This is a genomic window from Pseudomonas sp. BMW13 (assembly GCF_013357275.1).
Lineage (GTDB): Bacteria > Pseudomonadota > Gammaproteobacteria > Pseudomonadales > Pseudomonadaceae > Aquipseudomonas > Aquipseudomonas khazarica.
Genome location: NZ_SUKD01000006.1, coordinates 206597 through 226900, shown reverse-complemented (window position 1 = coordinate 226900; position 20304 = coordinate 206597). Strand labels below are relative to the sequence as shown.

General features: G+C 64.6%; 20 protein-coding genes. 13 read left to right on the top strand and 7 right to left on the bottom strand.

What is annotated here, in order from left to right:
• Positions 1-21: 21 nt before the first annotated feature.
• The gene (gene trxB / locus E4487_RS07350) at positions 22-969 is read right to left on the bottom strand and encodes a thioredoxin-disulfide reductase (protein WP_037046785.1); all 948 of its coding nucleotides are present in this window, start codon (positions 967-969) and stop codon (positions 22-24) included.
• Between the two features lie 240 nt (positions 970-1209).
• On the opposite strand from trxB, the gene E4487_RS07345 reads away from it, so the two are divergent.
• Complete coding sequence (locus E4487_RS07345) at positions 1210-3177, top strand: diguanylate cyclase domain-containing protein (RefSeq protein ID WP_150608235.1); 1968 nt, start codon at positions 1210-1212, stop codon at positions 3175-3177.
• Between the two features lie 64 nt (positions 3178-3241).
• The gene (cysZ, locus tag E4487_RS07340) at positions 3242-4006 is read left to right on the top strand and encodes a sulfate transporter CysZ (RefSeq protein ID WP_037046781.1); all 765 of its coding nucleotides are present in this window, start codon (positions 3242-3244) and stop codon (positions 4004-4006) included.
• Here the strand turns inward: cysZ and E4487_RS07335 are convergent.
• Entirely contained in the window at positions 3980-5089 is a 1110-nt protein-coding gene (locus E4487_RS07335; protein ID WP_175253039.1) for an SRPBCC family protein, read from the bottom strand. The two genes, cysZ and E4487_RS07335, sit on opposite strands and share 27 nt — an antisense overlap.
• A gap of 79 nt (positions 5090-5168) precedes the next feature.
• Here E4487_RS07335 and E4487_RS07330 point away from each other — a divergent pair, with 79 nt between their 5' ends.
• On the top strand, positions 5169-6071 hold the full coding sequence (locus E4487_RS07330; RefSeq protein WP_175253038.1) for a LysR family transcriptional regulator: 903 nt from the start codon (positions 5169-5171) through the stop codon (positions 6069-6071).
• Positions 6072-6105: 34 nt separating this feature from the next.
• Positions 6106-7332, top strand: coding sequence for a glycosyltransferase family 4 protein (locus E4487_RS07325; protein ID WP_373921506.1), 1227 nt, complete (start codon positions 6106-6108; stop codon positions 7330-7332).
• A gap of 282 nt (positions 7333-7614) precedes the next feature.
• On the opposite strand, the gene E4487_RS07320 is transcribed toward E4487_RS07325, so the two are convergent.
• The 4 genes from E4487_RS07320 to rluD form a co-directional block, all read right to left on the bottom strand.
• Positions 7615-8724, bottom strand: coding sequence for an NADH:flavin oxidoreductase (locus tag E4487_RS07320; RefSeq protein WP_037046762.1), 1110 nt, complete (start codon positions 8722-8724; stop codon positions 7615-7617).
• Positions 8725-8751: 27 nt separating this feature from the next.
• Complete coding sequence (locus tag E4487_RS07315; protein ID WP_231499282.1) at positions 8752-9342, bottom strand: TetR/AcrR family transcriptional regulator; 591 nt, start codon at positions 9340-9342, stop codon at positions 8752-8754.
• 298 nt (positions 9343-9640) lie between these two features.
• Positions 9641-10372: a peptidoglycan editing factor PgeF gene (gene pgeF / locus E4487_RS07310; RefSeq protein WP_134678117.1), complete on the bottom strand. Its 732-nt coding sequence runs from the start codon at positions 10370-10372 to the stop codon at positions 9641-9643.
• Complete coding sequence (gene rluD / locus E4487_RS07305) at positions 10369-11343, bottom strand: 23S rRNA pseudouridine(1911/1915/1917) synthase RluD (protein ID WP_047590232.1); 975 nt, start codon at positions 11341-11343, stop codon at positions 10369-10371. The genes pgeF and rluD overlap by 4 nt, the downstream gene beginning before the upstream one ends.
• 272 nt (positions 11344-11615) lie before the next feature.
• Here rluD and E4487_RS07300 point away from each other — a divergent pair, with 272 nt between their 5' ends.
• The 4 genes from E4487_RS07300 (at position 11616) to E4487_RS07285 (ending at position 15908) form a co-directional block, all read left to right on the top strand.
• The gene (locus tag E4487_RS07300) at positions 11616-12608 is read left to right on the top strand and encodes an outer membrane protein assembly factor BamD (RefSeq protein WP_175253036.1); all 993 of its coding nucleotides are present in this window, start codon (positions 11616-11618) and stop codon (positions 12606-12608) included.
• Between the two features lie 138 nt (positions 12609-12746).
• Entirely contained in the window at positions 12747-12983 is a 237-nt protein-coding gene (locus tag E4487_RS07295) for a PP0621 family protein (protein WP_150608225.1), read from the top strand.
• A gap of 7 nt (positions 12984-12990) precedes the next feature.
• The gene (locus tag E4487_RS07290; protein WP_150608223.1) at positions 12991-14565 is read left to right on the top strand and encodes a PAS domain-containing sensor histidine kinase; all 1575 of its coding nucleotides are present in this window, start codon (positions 12991-12993) and stop codon (positions 14563-14565) included.
• A 2-nt stretch (positions 14566-14567) separates the two neighbouring features.
• Positions 14568-15908 (top strand): sigma-54 dependent transcriptional regulator, encoded by a 1341-nt coding sequence (locus E4487_RS07285; RefSeq protein ID WP_134678120.1) that lies wholly within the window; start codon positions 14568-14570, stop codon positions 15906-15908.
• Positions 15909-15944: 36 nt separating this feature from the next.
• On the opposite strand, the gene thiO is transcribed toward E4487_RS07285, so the two are convergent.
• Positions 15945-17042 carry a glycine oxidase ThiO gene (gene thiO, locus E4487_RS07280; RefSeq protein ID WP_175253035.1) on the bottom strand — a complete coding sequence of 366 codons (1098 nt, stop codon included), beginning with the start codon at positions 17040-17042 and terminating at the stop codon, positions 15945-15947.
• Between the two features lie 83 nt (positions 17043-17125).
• Between thiO and E4487_RS07275 the strand changes: the two genes are divergently transcribed.
• The 5 genes from E4487_RS07275 to E4487_RS07255 all read left to right on the top strand — a co-directional run bounded on the left by E4487_RS07275 (position 17126) and on the right by E4487_RS07255 (position 20297).
• Positions 17126-17629: a GspH/FimT family pseudopilin gene (locus E4487_RS07275; RefSeq protein WP_175253034.1), complete on the top strand. Its 504-nt coding sequence runs from the start codon at positions 17126-17128 to the stop codon at positions 17627-17629.
• Between the two features lie 151 nt (positions 17630-17780).
• Entirely contained in the window at positions 17781-18263 is a 483-nt protein-coding gene (locus tag E4487_RS07270; protein WP_175253033.1) for a GspH/FimT family pseudopilin, read from the top strand.
• 8 nt (positions 18264-18271) lie between these two features.
• Positions 18272-18829, top strand: coding sequence for a type IV pilus modification protein PilV (pilV, locus tag E4487_RS07265; protein WP_175253032.1), 558 nt, complete (start codon positions 18272-18274; stop codon positions 18827-18829).
• Positions 18826-19674, top strand: a complete 849-nt coding sequence (locus E4487_RS07260; protein WP_175253031.1) for a PilW family protein — start codon at positions 18826-18828, stop codon at positions 19672-19674. The genes pilV and E4487_RS07260 overlap by 4 nt, the downstream gene beginning before the upstream one ends.
• Positions 19671-20297, top strand: coding sequence for a PilX N-terminal domain-containing pilus assembly protein (locus E4487_RS07255; RefSeq protein WP_175253030.1), 627 nt, complete (start codon positions 19671-19673; stop codon positions 20295-20297). The genes E4487_RS07260 and E4487_RS07255 overlap by 4 nt, the downstream gene beginning before the upstream one ends.
• Positions 20298-20304 lie beyond the last annotated feature (7 nt).

Genomic DNA, 20304 nt, shown 5'->3' with positions numbered 1-20304 from the left:
GCGAGCAACGCGGTTAAGGCCTCACAGCCCGTCGAGATAGCGTTCCACGTCCAGCGCGGCCATGCAGCCGGCACCGGCCGAGGTGATCGCCTGGCGATAGACCGAGTCGGCCACGTCACCAGCGGCGAACACGCCGGCGACGCTGGTCGCGGTGGCATTGCCCGCACGACCGCCGTCGACCACCAGGTAGCCATCCTGCAAGGCCAGCTGGCCGTCGAACAGGCCGGTATTGGGGGTATGCCCGATGGCCACGAACAGACCGTCCACGCTCAGCTCGCGGTACGCGCCGCCGTATTGCTTCAGGCGCACGCCGGTGACGCCACTGGCATCGCCCAGCACCTCGTCGACCTCGGCATTGAGCTGCAGCTCGATCTTGCCCTCGGCAATGCGCGCACGCAGCTTGTCCTGGAGGATTTTCTCCGCCCGGAAGGTGTCGCGGCGGTGGATGAGCGTCACCTTGCTGGCGATGTTGGCCAGGTACAGCGCCTCCTCGACGGCCGTGTTACCACCACCGACCACCGCCACCTCGCGACCGCGATAGAAGAAGCCGTCGCAGGTGGCGCAGGCCGACACGCCGCGCCCCATGAAGGCCTCCTCGCTGGGCAGGCCCAGGTAACGCGCACTGGCGCCCGTGGCGATGATCAGCGCGTCGCAGCTGTAGGTAGCGCTGTCGCCCACCAGGGTGAAGGGCTTGCCAGCCAGATCCACGGCATTGATATGGTCGAAGACGATCTCGGTCTCGAACCGCTCGGCATGCTCCTGCATGCGCTGCATCAGGGCCGGACCGGTCAGCCCGTGGGGGTCGCCAGGCCAGTTGTCCACTTCGGTGGTGGTGGTCAGCTGCCCACCCGCCTGGATGCCGGTGATCAGCAACGGCTTGAGATTGGCCCGCGCGGCGTACACGGCGGCGCTGTAACCGGCCGGACCGGAACCCAGGATGATGACGCGGGCGTGACGAACGCTGGACATCGCTAACTCCTCGCCGACCCGTCGCGCCGGCTGCAATAAAAAGGGGACTTTCGAAGCGCTAGGGGAAGGCTTGTGAAGAGTGAAAGCCCCGCGAAAGTGAAGGTGCGGCCCAGACTACCGGGCAGCCTGAACGGGCGGAAATACCTATCGCCAATGCCCCGGATAGAGAGGCGCTATCGTTCATGCACGGCCCCGGAGCCTCACTATACTGAGGCTGTAGCGACGAGGACGAAAACCCCGATGAGCCTGCGCAAACGCCTGTTTTCACTCTTTGCGCCGCTGCTGGTAGTGACCCTTCTGATCGTCCAGCTCCTGTCGGACCACCTGCTGCTGCGCCGTTTCGACCAGCAGGACGAACAGAACCTCCAGGACGCGGCCAGCAAGGCACAACAGATCCTGTTCGACCACATCGAGCAGGCCGCGCAGCTGTTGCGCAGTTACAGCTGGTGGGACCAGAGCTACGCGGTCGCCCAGGCGCGCAGCCCGGTGGAACGCTACCTGGAGGAAGACCTCGACGACACCGAACTGGACAACTACGACTTCGACTTCATGGTCATGTTCGATGCCCAGGGACGCCTGCTGCTGGAGCGCTGGGGCACGTTCGACACCCGCGAACTGCTGGTGCTGGGTCCGGGCGGCGAACCGAGCCGTGAAGACCTGCGCAACGACGTGTACGCACGCAGCGCGGCGACAGGCATCCTCGACGCCAAGGGCGATCCGCGCTTCACCACGGCGCAGTTCCTGCTGGTCCATGGCGTGCCCACCCTGCTGCTGAGCAGTGCCGTCACCGACAGCGACGGCACTGCGCCGGCGGCCGGCGCCTTTATCGCCGGACGCTTCTTCACCACGTCGCGCATGACTTCACTGGCGCACCAGTTCGTCGGCCAGGTCGCCTTCATCCCCGCCGTGGCCGACACGGCGGGCTGGCAGCCCAGGCACGAGGCCCCCCTCGGTGCCGAAGTCAGCCCCCGCGAGCTGCTGTCCGACAAACGCCAGAGCATCCTGCTGCAGCTCGACAACCCGTGGCAGGCACCCGAGCTGGCCCTGCGCATCACCACCGAGCGCAGCAACTACAACGGTGCGCACGACGCCTTGCACTTCTTCCTGGCGATCAGCTTCGTCATCGTTCTCGGTGCCGCCCTGGTCGTCTACATGGGCCTGGAGTTCTGGCTGCTCAGGCGCCTGGAGGTGCTCAACCGGGAGATCGACGGTATCGGCGAGCAGACCCGGCTGCCGAAGCTGGCGGACCTCGGCAGGGATGAGCTGGGGCAGCTGGGCAGCGCCCTCAACAGCATGCTCGAGCGCCTGGAGCAGAGCGAACAACGTGACCGCGCCATTCTCGAGTCGATCCAGGACGGCTACTTCGAGGTGGACGAACACGGCCAGGTCCAGCGCATCAACGGCGCCATGGTGAAGATTCTCGGCTACAGCAGCGAGGAACTGCTGGGCCGCCCCTTCACCCAGCTGCTGCTGCGTGGCCATACGGCAACGGCCCTGCAGTACTTCCAGAACGCCCGCGATGACAGCAGCCTGCGCACCCTCTGCACGCCGATGCGGCGTCACGACGGCACCCTCGGTGACTTCGAGGCGCGCCTGTCGGTGATACAGGACACCGACGGCACCTTCCGTGGGTATCGCGGCATCCTCCGCGATGTCAGTGCCCAGGCCTCGCAGCGGCGCAAGCTGCACACCCTGGCCTATCACGACACCCTGACCGGGCTGGGCAATCGCAAGGCCTTTCTCGAACACCTGCCGCAGCAGATCGCCGAGGCCCAGAGCCAGGGCAAGCAACTGGCGCTGTTCTTCATCGACCTGGATCACTTCAAGCAGGTCAACGACCGTTTCGGCCATGATGCCGGCGACGAGCTGCTGCGCGCCATTGCCCTGCGCCTGCAGCACGCCCTGCGCCAGCCGGACCAGCTCTATCGCCTCGGCGGCGACGAGTTCACCCTGCTGGTCTCCAACGCCAGCGCCGAAACCGCACGGATCGTCGGTGAGCGCCTGATCGCCGCACTGCGCAAACCCTTCGACATCGCCGGTACATGCATCGACTTCGTGACCCTGAGCATCGGCATCGCCCTGTGCCCGCTCGATGGCCAGGACGCGGTCACGCTGACCAAGGCGGCCGACAGCGCGATGTACCTGGCCAAGCGCCAACGCAGCCACATCGTGATCGGGCCGGCGACGCAAGGCACCCCGCAAGAGTGACTGAACTTTCACCCGCGCGCTGAAATCGGTATGGTCGCGCCCATTGACCACTCCGGAGTCTTCCATGCCCGCCGCCCCCGTACTGTCCGGCCCGCAATACCTGCGTGAAGGACTGAAACTCATCCTCAGCCCCGGCCTGCGCCTGTTCGTGCTGCTGCCGCTGGCGGTGAACCTGCTCCTGTTCGCCACGCTGATCGGCTTCGCCGTGCAGCAGTTCAGCGGCTGGGTCGACACCTTCATGCCCAACCTGCCGAGCTGGCTGAGCTTTCTGCAGTACATCCTCTGGCCACTGTTCGTGGTACTGGTGCTGCTGATGGTGTTCTTCACCTTCACCATGCTGGCCAACATCATCGCGGCGCCGTTCAACGGTTTCCTCGCGGAGAAGGTGGAGGTGGTCGCCCGTGGCCAGGACCACTTCCCGCCGTTCAGCTGGGCCGAACTGGCGGCCATGGTGCCGCGCACCATGGGCCGCGAGATGCGCAAGCTGGGCTACTTCCTGCCGCGTGCCATCGGCCTGCTGATCCTCAGCTTCATCCCCCTGGTCAACCTCGTGGCCGCACCGCTGTGGCTGCTGTTCGGTGTGTGGATGATGGCGATCCAGTACATCGACTACCCCGCCGACAACAACAAGATGAGCTGGCAGGACATGCTCGCCTGGCTGCGCGAGAAGCGCTGGCAGAGCCTGAGCTTCGGCGGCATCACCTACGCCGCGCTGCTGGTGCCGGGGCTGAACATCCTGATGATGCCGGCCGCCGTGGCCGGCGCGACGCTGTTCTGGGTACGCGAGCGCGGCGAGCAGGCATCAGCGGCTGGCCAGGACCTCACGTAATGCCTGCATGGAGGCCTGCGACTCGCGCTCGATGCGCCGGCGCATGAACAGGCCGTTGAGCAGTCGCATCGGCCAGCCCTCGAAACCGTACTCGAGGGTGCGCACGAACTCGCAGCCCCCTTGCTCCTCCACGCAGGCGTAGGTCAGCAGCAGGTGCAGCCCATGTTCGCCACGGGCACTGGCCTGCCAGCACCGGCCCGGCTGATGGTCGAGCACGTCCCAGCGCAGGTGCCCGGCGCGCCCACCCGCGTGGATGTCTTCCTCGAATCGCTCACCGGCGAGCAACGCGCCCTCGCGACCGTAGATGCACAGTGACGACGGGTGCCAGTCCGGCCAGTGAACCGGCGCGGCGGCGTAGCCCAGTACCTGCTCGGCGGGTAACGCGACACGGATGCGATGCTGCTGGCGGTTCTGCTGGTGAATCGCCTCGGGCTCCCAGTGCAGGGTGCCGTAGAGCCAGTCCATCAGCGGATGGACGATGCCGAAGTTGCGCGCATGCATCAGCTCGCGACGGTGGTGCAGCGCATGCAGGCGGCGCATCTGGCGAATCCACGGCAGGCGCGAGAGCGGGTGCTCGGCGGGCAGGTGCTCGCAGGCATGCACCACTTCGTAGCTCATGTAGCCCAGCAGCATGCTGCCGGCGAACAAGGCGGCGAAATTGCCATCGAGCCGGGACAGCAGCCACCAGAGCGCGAACAGGGGCAGGCTGTAGAGCACGATCAGCCAGGCCGGGAACAGAATCACGCGCCAGTCGCGCGCGGTCTCGTAGGGCATCAGCGTCTCGACGAAGAAGCTGTGGTGGTCGCCCGTGTGGCGCTTGTAGAAGAGCCGGCCGAAGCGCGTCCGGTTGTGGCCGAGACGCCTGTGCACCTGGTACTCGCCCCAGCTGAAGAACACCAGCGTCGCGGGTACCAGCAGCCACTGCCAGGGCGCCACGGCCTCCAGCGAGCGCCACAGCAGGCCGATGCAGAGCAGGCCGTACGCCAGCACGAACGCGGCATGCAGCCAGGGGCTGTACAGCGGATGGATGGCAGCCCGGTAGTCGCTGCGAAAAGCCTGGGCATTGTCGTTGTTGTAGGCCATGGCACTCTCCTGTGGATTGACAACAGTCTAGGCTCGGCCAAATCATTCGAATAATGGATATTCTGAAAGAGCATTATCCTTGATAACGAATTTGCGCCAGCTCGACCTCAACCTGCTGCTGGTCTTCGACGCGCTGATGCAGGAAGGCAACCTGACCCGTGCCGCCCTGCGTCTGCACCTGAGCCAGTCGACCGTGAGCAATGCCCTCGCCCGCCTGCGCCAGCAGCTGGGCGAGGAGCTGTTCCAGCGCACCGCCCGTGGCATGACGCCGACAGCGCGTGCCCTGGCGCTCTATCCGCCGGTCCGCCAGGCGTTGCACCTGTTGCAGTCCGGCCTCGGTCCGGCGGAGCCCTTCGCTACCGATGCGCCGCATGTCTTCAATCTGTCGCTCAACGACTACGCCCAGGCGGCGCTACTGCCGACGCTGCAAGCGCACCTGGCGGACGTCGCGCCGCAGGTGGAGCTGGTGGCACAGGGCGACGATGCCGACAGCATGCTGGCGCGCCTGGAGAGCGGCACCCTGGACCTGGCCATCGACTACCTGCACCTCGACTCGCCCGACCTGCAGTACGCCCCGTTGCGCGAGGAGACGCTGGTAGTGATCGGCCGCAAGGACCACCCGGCATTCATCGGCGGCCTCAGCCTCGCGGACTACCAGCAGGCCCGCCATGCGATCGTCACGCCACGCGCCGGACGCGGCTCGCCGCTGGAGATCGTGCTCGGCTCCGCCAGGGTCAGACGCCAGGCTGCCCTGCACCTGCCCAACTACCTGCCGATTCCCGCCATCGTCGCCCAGACCGACCTGCTTGGCACGGTGCCGGAGCGCCTGGCCGCCAGCTTCGCGCCGATCTTCGGCTTGCGCGTCGCGCCCCTGCCGCTGGATATGCCTGCGGTGCAGATCAGCCTGATCTGGCATCGCCATCGCCAGCACGACCCGGCGCACATCTGGCTGCGCGACCAGCTGCACGGCCTGCGCCTCTGACACACAAGCGTCATCCGAGCGTCATGTTCACTACATGACCCGCGCAGAGACTGCGTACATGAACGCACCGTCCCTGCACATCGCGCTGATCAGCGAAACCTTCCCGCCGGAGATCAACGGCGTCGCCAACACCCTCGGACGCCTGGTCGATGGCCTGCGCGGCCTTGGCCATCGCGTGCAGCTGATACGTCCGCGCCAGGAGGCCGATCAGGCCACGACGGCCGACGCCGACCTGCTGCTCACGCGCGGCTGGCCGCTGCCGGGGTATCCCGGCCTGCAATGGGGCCAGTCCTCGCTGCACAAGCTGCTGCGGCGCTGGAAACGCCAGCGCCCGGACGTGCTCTACATCGCCACCGAAGGTCCGCTGGGGCTCTCCGCGCTGCGCGCGGCCAGGCGCCTGGCGATCCCGGTGGTCAGCGGCTTCCACACCAACTTCCAGCAATACACCGGTCACTACGGCGTCGGCCTGCTGACCCGGGCGATGACCAACTACCTGCGCTGGTTCCACAACCGCACACAGATGACCCTGGTGCCGAGTGTCGGCCAGAAGGTCGAGCTGGAACGCCGCGACTTCGAGCGCCTGGCGCTGCTCGCCCGCGGGGTCGACAGCCAGCTGTTTCACCCGGGGCGGCGCTGCGATGCGCTGCGCGAAAGCTGGGGCCTGGGGCCGGACGACCTGGCGGTGCTGCATGTCGGTCGCCTGGCGGCGGAGAAGAACCTGGGGCTGCTGGTGAAGGCCTTTCAGGCGCTGCGACTCAAGCACCCGCACAGGCACATGCGCCTGATCCTGGTCGGCGACGGGCCACTGCGCGCCAGCCTCCAGGCACAACTGCCGGATGCCCTGTTCTGCGGCCTGCAACGCGGCGAGACGCTGGCGAAGCACTACGCCTGCGGCGACCTGTTCCTGTTTCCCAGCCTCTCGGAAACCTTCGGCAACGTGGTACTGGAAGCCCTCGCCTCGAGCCTGGCCGTGGTGGCGTTCGACCAGGCCGCAGCCGCCCAGCACATCCATCACGGGCACAACGGCATGCTCGCGCGGCCCGCCGACGAGGCCGGTTTCTGCGGCGCAGCCTGCGAACTGCTGGAGGACGCCGAAACCCTGCGCGGCATGCGCCTGAATGCCCGCCGGCATGCCAGCCATCTCAGCTGGGAGGGCATCGTGGCACTGTTCGAACAGCACCTGCGCAACGCCATGCAACCACGGGCGGAAATCAGCGTGAATGCGCAACTGGCTCCTGGGGCAGGCGACAACCGCCCGTGAGGGCAACGGGCGGATCGCACGTCGCCCGCCGGCAGACGCAGAAAAGCCCCGATGTGCCGTGATGCTGTTCACACCAGAAGTGGTCGGACGCGATCAGTCCCCTCCCCCCGTTGGGGAGAGGGGAAAACTGGCAGTTCTGCGGCATTTTCAGCCCTCTCCCCCAGCCCCTCTCCCATAAATGGGAGAGGGGAGCCAAACGCGTGCAACCTTAGATGAACAGCATTACCGACGTGCCGGCGCCGAAAACTGGGCGTCGGATCACGACGCCCAGTTCACAGGGGCTCAGACCAGGGTGGTCAGCGCATCCCGGCTGAATGGCAGGATGTCCTGCTCACGCCCTTCGCGGACCTTCAGCGCCCAGTCCGGGTCGACCAGCAGCGCGCGGCCCACGGCCACCAGGTCGAATTCCTCCTTGTTCAGGCGCTCGAGCAGGTTCTCGATGCTGGCCGGCTCGGCGACCTTGTCGGTCTTGACCATGAACTGCAGGAACTCGCCGTCCAGGCCGACGCTGCCGACGGTGATGGTCGGTTTGCCGGTGAGCTTGCGCGTCCAGCCGGCCAGGTTGAGGTCGCTGCCCGCGAACTCCGGCTCCCAGAAACGACGGGTCGAGCAATGGAAGATGTCCACGCCAGCCTCGGACAACGGCTTGAGGAAGGCCTCCAGTTCTTCTGGGGTCTGCACCAGGCGTGCGCTGTAGTCCTGCTGCTTCCACTGCGAGAAACGCAGGATGATCGGGAAGTCCGGGCCGACCGCCGCACGGACCGCCTGAATCAGCTCGATGGCGAAACGCGAGCGCGCGGCCAGGTCGCCGCCGTACTGATCGCTACGCTGGTTGCTGCCTTCCCAGAAGAACTGGTCGATCAGGTAACCATGGGCACCATGGATCTCCACACCGTCCATGCCGATGGCCTTGGCATCGCGCGCGGCCTGGGCGAAGGCGGCGATCACCTCGTCGATATCGGCCTGGGTCATGCCGTGCACGACCACCTGGCCGTCCTTGACCTTCTCCATCGGACCATAGCCGGGAACGGCGGCATCCGGCTCGGTGCCCAGGCGGCGCACATTACCGACGTGCCAGAGCTGCGGGACGATCTTGCCGCCCTCGGCATGCACCGCGTCGACGACCTGTTTCCAGCCGGCCAGGGCATCTTCACCGTAGAAACGCGGCACGTTCGGGTAGCCATTGGCGGCCTGGTGGCCGACGGTGGTGCCTTCGGTGACGATCAGGCCCACGCCCGCCGCCGCGCGGCGACGGTAGTACTCGATGACCTTGGCGTTGGGCACGCCGCCCGGCGAGAAGGAGCGGGTCATCGGCGCCATGACCACACGGGTCGGTAGCTCGAGGTTTCCGAGACGGAACGGGGCGAACAGGGCTTGAACGGGAGCGCTCATGATCTTTCCTCTGCGATTTGACGGTTATCAGGCCTGCAGCAAGCGCTCCAGGCGGGTGACGAAAGCTTCCAGCGGTTGCAGGCTGTGCCTGACCTTGAGGCGCGCGAGCACGCCCTGCCAGGCATCGCTGATGAAGGTGGCGAGATTGCCGCAGTCCTCGTCGGCCGGCAGTTCACCGGCGGCCTGCGCCTGTTCCAGGCAGCCGCGCAGGATGTCCACCGAAGCCTGCTGGATGGCCGCGACCTCGGCGCCGATGGCCGGCAACATCTCGCTCATCTCGAAACTCAGGCTGCCGATGAAGCAGTGATACTGCGGCGTGTCCTGGCGCGCGAAATGCGCCAGCAGCTCACGGTAATAGCCGAGGATGCGCGCACGCGGGCTCAGTGACGGGTCACTCAGCGCCTGGGCGTAGCGCTGCAGACGCGGGCGGTAGATGAACGCCAGCGCCTGCAGGGCGAAGTCTTCCTTGCTGGCGAAATAGTGATAGAAGCTGCCCTTGGGAATGCCGGCAGCCTGGACGATCTCCAGCACACCGGTACCGTGATAGCCGCGACGGGTCATCACCGCCGAGCCCTTGCTCAGGATCAGGTCACGCTTGTCGAGTCGAATGCTGTTCATGGCGCCGAGCATATGACCGGTCGTCTCGCCCGGCCCAGCACTATTGATGATGGTGATCAAGGGCTAGAACGAAAGCCTGCCTGGACAGCCTTTTCGAACCCGATACCACGCTGGACCGATGGGGCGTATCCACTAGCGACGAAGTAATGACAAACCTGCAGGAGCGGCTTCAGCCGCGAAATGCATCGCGGCTGAAGCCGCTCCTACGGTCCGCACAGACCGCTCTGCCAGTTTTTTTCCGGATGAGACTGGACGAACGCTGTTCTGCTGGACCGACAAGGCGCGATCCACCCTGCGCTCAGGGCTGCAGCCAGATCAGCGAGGCGAAACGCCCGGTGCGGGCGCTGCGGCGATAGGAATAGAAACGCGCGTCGTTGTAGGTGCACAGCCCGCCACCGAACACCGCGTTGACGCCAATGGCCGCCAGACGGATGCGCGCCAGCTGGTAGATGTCGGCCATGAACTTCCCGGCGTTGGCACCGGGCACGAAGGCGGCGGCCGCCGCGCCATGCTGCTGCACGAAGGCGTCGCGCACTTCGCCACCGACCTCGAAGGCCGCCGGACCGATGGCTGGACCGAGCCATACCAGCAACTCCTGCGGCGCAACGTTCAGCGCTTGCACGGTTGCCTCGAGCACGCCGCCTGCCAGCCCGCGCCAGCCGGCATGGGCCGCGGCAACCCGGCTACCGGCGCGGTCGCAGAACAGCGCCGGCAGGCAGTCGGCGGTCATCGCCGTACAGGCGATACCAGGTTGCTCGGTCCAGTTGCCATCGGCTTCGATGACCCGTGTCGGGTCCGCTTCGGCCACGACGATGCCATGCACCTGGCGCAGCCAGGCCGGTTGGCAACCCAGGGTTGCGAGCAGATGGCGACGATTGGCCAGCACCGCAGCCGGGTCGTCATCGACATGATCACCGAGGTTCAGGCTGTCGAACGGCGCCTGGCTGAAACCGCCATTGCGGGTGGTGACGCAGGCCCGCACGCTGGCGGGCGCCGGCCAGTCCGGGCGCAGCCAGTCGTGGGCCGTCACCCGACGAACGCCTCACGGTCCTGGCGCAGCAGGGTCAGCAGCCAGACCAGATCATCCGGCAGCGCCGACTCCCACTTCATGCGCTTGCCGGTGGCCGGGTGATCCAGCTCGAGAAAGCGCGCATGCAGGGCCTGGCGGGGAAACTCCTTGAGGCTCTGCACCAGGCTCGGGCTGGCCGCCGGCGGGATGCGGAAACGCCCGGCATAGACCGGGTCGCCCACCAGTGGATAGCCGACGTGGCTCATGTGCACACGGATCTGGTGGGTGCGCCCGGTTTCCAGCTTGACCCGCACATGGGTGTGCGAACGGTAACGTTCCAGCACCCGATAGTGGGTGATCGCCGGCTTGCCGCCGTCGGTCACCGCCATGCGCTGGCGCTGGCTGGAACTGCGCCCGATGGGGGCATCGATGGTGCCACCCGCGGTGATCACACCCACGCTGATGCATTCGTAGATACGGCTGACGGTACGCTTCTGCAGCTGCTCCACCAGGTTGGTCTGCGCCTGCAGCGTCTTGGCCACCACCATCAGCCCGGTGGTGTCCTTGTCCAGGCGATGGACGATGCCGGCGCGCGGCACATTGACGATGTCCGGCACGTGATGCAGCAGGGCATTGAGCAAGGTGCCATCGGCATGCCCGGCGGCCGGATGCACCACCAGCCCTGCCGGCTTGTCGATCACCAGCAGGTGCTCGTCCTCGTAGACGATATCCAGCTCGATATCCTGAGCCACCCACTCGCCCTGCGCTTCCTGCTCGGCATCGAGCACCAGGCTCGAGCCCGCGTGCACGGTGTCACGCGGACGCGCCACGGCGCCATCGACGGTCAGGCGTCCTTCCTTGATCCAGGTGGAAAGGCGCGAGCGCGAGTACTCGCCAAACAGCTGCGCGGCCACCTGGTCGAGGCGTTGGCCGCCCTGTTCGAAAGGGACGACGGCCTGGAGTTGGATCAGTTGCTTGTCTATAGAGGTCATCTTCAGAAACCGTTCAAAAATCTGCTGCGCGTCTGCCCTGCTGCGTTGAAAACAGGCTCGGATGCTCATTTACGGCGCGTAAACTCCGCGTCCTCGCCTTGCATTGCTCCAGCTCGCGAAACGTTGAACAGGCTCTTGGGCATCGGCGGGAGCCTGGCCTTTGGTTTCGGCGACAGGCTTGTGGTTAAATACGGCGTCTTTGCCCCAGGGTTTTCCAGGGGCGTTCATCATAACAGGACGGCCGCGCGGCCGTCACAGGGACGCAAGCCGCCATGCAAGTGAAACACCTGCTGCTGATCGCCATCCTCGCCCTTACCGCCGCCTGCTCCTCCAAGCAGCCGGAGGTCGATGAAAACCTCAGCGAGGTGGAGCTGTACCAGCAGGCCCAGGCCGACCTGGACAACCGCAGCTACACCCAGGCCACGGCCAAACTGAAGGCGCTGGAATCGCGCTATCCGTTCGGCCGCTACGCCGAGCAGGCCCAGCTCGAGCTGATCTACGCCTACTACAAGAATGCCGAACCGGAAGCGGCCAAGTCGGCGGCCGAGCGCTTCATTCGTCTGCACCCGCAGCATGCCAACGTCGACTACGCCTACTACCTCAAGGGGCTGGCTTCGTTCGACCAGGACCGCGGCCTGCTGGCGCGCTTCCTGCCGCTGGACATGACCAAGCGTGACCCCGGCGCCGCGCGCGACTCCTACAACGAGTTCGCCCAGCTCACCAGCCGCTACCCGACCAGCCGCTATGCCCCGGACGCCAAGCAGCGCATGATCTACCTGCGCAACCTGCTGGCCGCCTACGAAGTGCACGTCGCCCACTACTACCTGACCCGTCAGGCCTACGTCGCCGCCGCCAACCGTGGTCGCTACGTGGTGGAGAACTTCCAGGAAACCCCGTCGGTCGGCGACGGCCTGGCGATCATGACCGAGGCGTACCAGCGCCTGTCCCTTGAAGACCTGGCCGCCAGCAGCCTGGAAACCCTCAAACTCAACTACCCGGATCACCCGAGCCTGGAAAGCGGCGAATTCGTACCGCTTGAAGAAGAGTCCGACAACCGTTCCTGGCTGGCCAAGGCGACCCTCGGCCTGATCGAAACTGACACGCCACTGCCGCCGGGCGAAACCCGTGCGAGCCAGGACGTCATCCGCCAGTACGAAGAAGCCGAACAGCAGATTCCGAGCGAACTGCAGCAGGATGCCAAGACCGGCGAGACCGAGAAGAAGCGCTCGTTCTGGAGCTACCTGACCTTCGGCCTGTTCGACTGACCGACAGGTCATGCGAGAAGGGAGGCCATGGCCTCCCTTTTTATTGCCTGGAAACAGCTCACAGGCTACTCCCCTGCCACTGTGCCGATGCCATCAGCTTGGCTAAACTGGCGGCTTTGAACGGATAAAGAGCACGATATGGGCCTGTTTCGCCTGCTGTTCTGGGTCGCCATCATCTTCGCCGGGATCTGGATCTGGCGTCGCTTCATCAGCAACGCCAGGAAACCCAGGCCCCGTGAGGACGCGGCGGCGCCCATGGTGCGCTGCGCCCACTGCGGGGTGCACATTCCCAAGACTCAGGCGCTGAGCCAGGACCAGCAGTGGTACTGCAGCCAGGCTCACCTCGAACAAGGCCCTCGTACCGGTGATCGCTGAGGCAGGCATGCAGGACGGAGCCCAGGGGCGACGCATCCTCAGGCTCTATCATTTCTATCGTCTGATCATCGGCCTGGCACTGGTTCTGCTGATCTCCAGCAACCTCGACGAACAACTGCTGGATGTCGTGCACATCGGCCTGTTTCGCACCGGCAGCTGGGTCTACCTGATCCTGAACATCTTCATCGCGGTGCTGGTGCAGAAACCCAAGCACCTGGCGCAGCTGTTCAGCCTGGCCCTGGTCGACGTGATCTTCCTCTCCGGCCTCTTCTATGCGGCCGGGGGCACGCCGAGCGGCATCGGCAACCTGCTGGTGGTCGCGGTGGCGATCGCCAACATCCTGCTGCGCGGGCGCATCGGCCTGCTGATCGCCGCCGTCGCCGCCATGGCGCTGATCTACCTGACCTTCTACCTGAGCCTCAGCCGCCCCGCTGCCGTCGCCCAGTATGTCCAGGCCGGCGCGCTGGGTGCGCTGTGCTTCGCTGGCGCACTCTTCATCCAGGGCATCACCCGTCGCCTGCAGTTGAGCGAGACCCTCGCCGAGCAGCGCGCAGCCGACGTGGCCAATCTGGAGGAGCTCAACGAGCAGATCATCCAGCGCATGCGCACCGGCATCCTGGTCCTGGACACCCAGCACCGGGTGCTGCTGGCCAACCAGGGCGCGACACAGCTGCTCGGACGTGGCGAACTCAGCGGCAAGATCATCGACCCGCACTGCCCCGAACTGCTCAAGCGCCTGCAGCAGTGGCTGCACAACCCGAGCATGCGCCCGGACAGCCTGCAGGCGCAGGTCGACGGCCCGGTGCTGCAGCCCAGCTTCATCTCCCTGCAGCGCGGCGAGCAGCAGCACACCCTGGTGTTTCTCGACGATATCTCGCAGATCGCCCAGCAGGCGCAGCAGCTCAAGCTGGCCTCGCTCGGCCGCCTGACGGCGGGCATCGCCCACGAGATACGCAACCCGCTCGGCGCCATCAGCCACGCCGCGCAGCTGCTGCAGGAGTCGGAAGACCTGCAAGGCCCGGATCAGCGTCTGGCACAGATCATCCAGGATCATTCCAAGCGCATGAACCTGGTGATCGAGAACGTGCTGCAGCTGTCGCGCCGGCGCCAGGCCGAACCGCAGCTGCTCGACCTGAAGTACTGGCTGCACCGCTTCGCCAGCGAGTTCCGCAGCTCGGCGCCAAGCGACCGACAGATCCACCTGGAGACCCGGGGCGGCAGCCTGCAGACGCGCATGGACCCTCACCAGCTGACCCAGGTACTGACCAATCTGGTGCAGAACGGCCTGCGCTATAGTGCTCAGCAGCACCGCCTCGGCCAGGTCTGGCTGCAGCTGTTCCGCGACGAGAAGAGCGACCTGCCGGTGCTCGAAGTGCTCGACGATGGCCCCGGCGTCTCTGCGGAGCAGGAGCAGCACATCTTCGAGCCGTTCTTCACCACCGAGAACAAGGGAACCGGGCTCGGCCTGTATATTTCCCGTGAACTGTGCCAGAGCAATCAGGCCCGCCTCGACTACAAACCTCGCGAGGGTGGCGGCAGTTGCTTCCGCATCACCTTCGCCCACCCGCGCAAACTGAGCTGACCATGACCCGCCAGAGAGCCCTGATCGTCGACGACGAACCCGATATCCGCGAACTGCTGGAAATCACCCTCGGACGGATGAAGCTGGACACCCGTAGCGCGCGCAACGTCAAGGAGGCGCGCGAGTGGCTGGCGCGCGAGCCCTTCGACCTGTGCCTCACCGACATGCGCCTGCCGGACGGCACCGGCCTCGATCTGGTGCAACACATCCAGCAGCGCCACCCGCAGGTACCGGTGGCGATGATCACCGCCTACGGCAGCCTGGACACGGCGATCAACGCCCTCAAGGCCGGCGCCTTCGACTTCGTCACCAAGCCGGTCGACCTCGCCCGCCTGCGCGAGCTGGTCGCCGCCGCGCTGCGCATCCGCTCCCCGGAAGGTGACGAGGCACCGGTCGACAGCCGCCTGCTGGGCGACTCGCCACCGATGAAGTCGCTACGCAAACAGATTCAGAAACTCTCGCGCAGCCAGGCGCCGGTCTATATCAGTGGCGAATCCGGCAGCGGCAAGGAGCTTGTCGCGCGCCTGATCCATGAACAGGGGCCGCGCATGGAGCACCCCTTCGTGCCGGTCAACTGCGGCGCGATCCCTTCGGAGCTGATGGAAAGCGAATTCTTCGGCCACAAGAAAGGCAGCTTCACCGGCGCCATCGAAGACAAGCAGGGCCTGTTCCAGGCCGCCAATGGCGGCACGCTGTTCCTCGATGAAGTGGCGGACCTGCCGCTGCCGATGCAGGTCAAGCTGCTGCGCGCGATTCAGGAAAAGGCCGTGCGCGCGGTCGGCGGTCAGCAGGAAGTGGTGGTCGACGTACGCATCCTCTGCGCCACCCACAAGGACCTGGCCGCCGAAGTCGCCGCCGGGCGCTTCCGCCAGGATCTCTACTACCGTCTCAACGTCATCGAGCTGCGCGTGCCGTCCCTGCGCGAGCGCCGCGAGGATATCGCACAGCTGGCCGAGGTCATGCTCGCGCGCCTGGCGGAGGGCTCCGGCCTGGCCGCGGCCAAGCTGCAACCCGACGCGCTGGAGAAGCTCAAGAACTATCGTTTTCCCGGTAACGTGCGCGAACTGGAGAACATGCTCGAGCGCGCCTACACACTGTGCGAAGACGACCAGATCAGGCCGTCCGACCTGCGCCTGGCCGACGCCAGCGCCCCCACTGGCGAAGTCGGCGAAGCCTGCCTGGCGCAGATCGACAACCTTGAGGACTACCTCGAGGAAATCGAGCGCAAGCTGATCATGCAGGCGCTGGAGGAAACCCGCTGGAACCGCACGGCAGCGGCGGAGCGCCTGGGCCTGACCTTCCGTTCGATGCGCTACCGCCTGAAGAAGCTGGGTATCGACTGACGAGACGGGCCTGCGTTGTCACGCAGGCCCTTTCACCTACTGCAGGCGTGCGGCAGGCGCATAAGGCGCAGGATCGATGATCGGTTCGCGACCGAGCATCAGGTCGGCCAGCAACTGGCAGGACGCCGGCGCCAGCACCAGCCCATTGCGGAAATGCCCACAGTTGAGCCACAACCCCGGGTGCGAGGCCAGTTCGCCGATGAACGGGATGCCTTCCGGCGAGCCCGGCCGCAACCCCGCCCAATGCCCGACCACCTCGGCACCCCTGAGCGCAGGCAGCAGCTCCTCGGCAGATGCCTTGAGACTTTCCAGCGCGTCATCGGTCGGCGTCTTGTCGAAGCCTGCGTACTCGAGCGTGCTACCGACCAGGATGTGCCCGTCGCGCCGCGGGATCGCATAACGCCCCCTGGCCAGCACCATGCTCGGCAGAAAGTCCTCGGCGCACTTGTAGAGGATCATCTGCCCTTTTACCGGCTCGACCGGCAAGCGCAGGCCCAGCGTCGCGAGCAACTCGCCACTCCAGGCACCGGCAGCGAGCACCACTCGCTCGGCACGCACCTCACCCTCAGCGGTGGTCACCCCGCGCACGCGTCCGCCTTCGTGAACGAAGCCGCTCACCGGACAATGCTCGCGCACCTCCACGTTGGGCATCGCCGCCAGGGCTGCGCGCAGCGCCTTGACCAGCCGGGGGTTCCGCACGTTGGCCACACCCGACATATGAATGGCTCGGGAGAACCCTGCCCCCAGCACCGGCACCTGCCGGTACGCCTGATCGATGTCCACCGACAGCAAAGGGCGCCCCTGACGCCCGGCCCACACCAGCGCCTCGGCCTCGTCATCCATGTCCAGCCAGTACAACCCGGTGACATGCACCTCGGGGTCGATGCCCGTTTCATCCAGCAAGCGCTGTCCGAACCCCGGATAGAAGTCCTGCGACCAGTGCGCCAACGCCGTGACCGCGGCACTGTAGCGCCAGGGGTAAAGCGGCGAAACGATCCCGCCGCCGGCCCAGGAGGACTCTCTACCGACAGAGCCTCCCTCGATCAGCAACACAGACGCACCACTGCGCGCCAGCAACAGCGTGGAGAGCATGCCGATTGCACCACCACCCACTACCAGAAAATCTTTCGCCATCGGACCTCCACCTTGCCCTTTTCGTAGCGAGGGTATAAACCTCTCAGCACCTGGACGGTAACCATACAGACAAGGATGCAGGTATGCGCCATTATCAACAATGGGCCTTCAGTCTGCCCGAGCTACTCGTAGCACTCACCCTACTCATCATTCTGCTGAGTATTGCAATCCCGCAAGCGACTCAACTGATCGAGAAGAACCGACTCCAGGCAGCCAGCGACCTGCTGCTGCGAAACCTGCAAACGGCCAGAGCCAGAGCGGTTACCGAGGAGAGGACTCTCCTCATCTGCCCCTCATCCGGCATCACATGCATGGAGGATTGGAACGAGGGCTGGATCCTCAAGTCACCGACAAGCGATGAAATACTGAATCGAGACAGGATCCCGGAACTCGACGGCGTACTCCGCTGGGCTGGCTTCCGGAAAGAAATCCTATTCAGAAGCGACGGCACCAGCCCGACGGGGAACGGGCGCTTCTTCCTGTGTACCCCGCGCGGCCTGGCCTGGCAGTTGGTCATCAACCGGCAGGGGCGCATCCGCCGGTCGGAGCCGAAGGAGGATCTCAAGGATGCGCGCCGCTGCAACTGAACGTTTCCACCACAAGGCGTCGTGAACCAGCGCACACAATTGCGCGACAGACAACCGACCGTCTCCCCAGAGAAACCAGCCGTCCCACGCAGCAGGACTTCCCAGAGTCCTATCAGCGATCATTCACTCAAAGCTATGAGTGGAGTCAGTCATGCCAGGCAAAATGAAAACCAGCGGGTTCACCCTGGTCGAGCTGATGATCGTCATCGTGCTGCTCGCGATCTTGGCGACGATCGCCGCCCCCAGCTTTAGGGACATGATCGAGCGCAATCGTCTGCAAGGTCAGGCGGATGAACTCAAGTCCTTTCTCCTCTATGCCCGGGGCGAGGCGGTCACACTGCGGACGACCATCACCGTCACCACAGACGATGAGGACGCCTGGATCATTGAACGGGGCAACAACACACTTCGCCAGCTGGAACATAATCCCGATCAGGCGACGATTCGCTCTAGCGCAGAAACCATCACATTCAGAGGCAACGGCACAGCAACCGCGACAACCTTCACTGTTTGCCATGATGACGACCCTAGCCGAGGTTACTTCCTGGAAATTCAAGCGAGCGGCGCCACAAGCCTGTACTTGCAAGGGGAAAAGGATGCCAACCACACCGCTCTCGACAGTTGCACCTTGTGAGGATGCGTATGAGCAATAACAAAGGTTTCAGCCTCATCGAGGTACTGGTCGCGCTTCTGCTGACCACGGTAGGTGTGCTTGGCATGGTTGCCTTGCAGGGACGGAGCATTCAATACACACAGGACTCCGTGCAGCGCAATACGGCCGTTTCACTTGCAAACGAATTGATCGAGATAACCCGAGGCAACCCGCAGGAGCTTTACAACTCGGCGGTCCCGAAATCGCCTGTAAACAGTGGGATGAAGGCGAGTTCTCTGTTTTACAAGGACAAAGGTGAAGACTTTACCGACCGTGAAGCTTGCGTCACCACCACCACAAGGGTGGCTGAAACAGCGAAAGAGCAGCGCGATTGCTGGGCCGACAAGGTCGAAGCGATGCTCCCTGGCGGAGCCGCTTTGTTCGAGAGCGACGTCAGCATCTGCCGTAGCTCGACCCCCGGTGATTGTGACGGTGCCGGCTCCATGCTCGAAATTCGTCTTGCCTGGCAGGTCCGTGACGGCGCATGCCTGGATGCCGACGATTCAGATGCCACCGTATGTACCTACACCGTTCGGGTAGAACCATGAATACAGTCAAACGCCAACTTGGCCTGTCGCTTATCGAACTATTGATCGCCTTGGCGATCAGCAGCCTGATGATCCTTGGCATTACTCAGGTCTATATCGACAACAAGCGCAACTACGTCTTCCAGCAGAGCCAGGCTGGTAACCTGGAGAACGGCCGTTTCGCCAGCCTGATGCTCAACGAATACCTCGGAAAAGCGGGGTACAGACGTGACCCCGTCATCCTGGTCGAAGAAGCCTTTCCCAGACAGGATGCTGACGGTGACTGCATGGCGTTTGGTGCCGGGCACTCCATCACCGGACTGGACCCCGATGTGGGCCGGGGTTTTTGCATCCGCTACCAACCGAAAACCAGCGGCGAGCTGGATTGCCAGGGTGCTGCCAGTGCCAGTTTCGATGACACCGTCGCATTCTCATCCCCCCCGACGTCCAGCATGCTGATACTGGCATTCAAGTATGAGCCCAGTGCCGATAACGACCTTCCCAGCGGCCGTCTGCTCTGCAAGAACCTGAATGCCACATCTCCGCAGTACGGGGAATTGCTCCGCGGTGTCGCCGACATGCGTCTGGACTTCGGCGTTGGTAACTCCGACGTTCTGGGAAAGGAAGTCACTGGCTATGTTCCCCAGGCAGACTGGACGGCCACCAGCGGTTCGATCCGCAGCGTGCGTTACTCCTTGCTGATGGCGAGCCGAAGTGGTCAACGCGATAGCGACGACTCGCAAATCCTCGACGACTGGCTGGCAACAGCCACGGACGATGACAAGACGCGCCTGCAAAACGCTGACAGCCGACGCTTGTATCAAGTAACCAGTAGCACCCAGACCGTCAGGAATCTGATGCCATGACAGTTATTTCCTATCAGAAACAAAGAGGCGCGGTGCTCTTCATCGCTCTCATCATGCTGCTCGTCCTGACGTTGCTGGCCATCAGCAGTATGCGTGGCGTCACGCTCGAAACACGTATCACCGCGAACCGTGCCCAGGAAACGAAACTCATCAACGTGGCTGATGCCGCGCTACGCGAAGCGGAGTTTCGCTTCTATGGCCCAGGCAATATTCCCGACAAGCTCGAGCCTAAAGCGGCCAATTGCAATACGAATAACACCCTGAATGTAAATGGCATCAACAAGCCCTGTCTTCTGGCTATTGGCGACATCAACTTGCTTGCCTTTGTGAATCACCCCGAGCAGGCAGATGCGGACTATCTCGAGGCTAGCTCGTCGGGTGGCCTGCTCTGGATGCCCTACCGAGGCACCGATGCCGAAGAGAATACGCAGGCAAGTGCCCAGACAGATGCTCACTGGAACAGCATCCGAGCGGGTGAGGATGGTAATGCGGCGGTCAACGCCGAGTATGGGATGGTTGCCGAGGGCCAGGGCACCTATTTCTACATGAACAACGGCAAGGCTGGAGAAGCGCTGTTTCTGCAGTCGACAAACGCCAATATCTATCTTGGCATCAACAACTGAGAGCTGA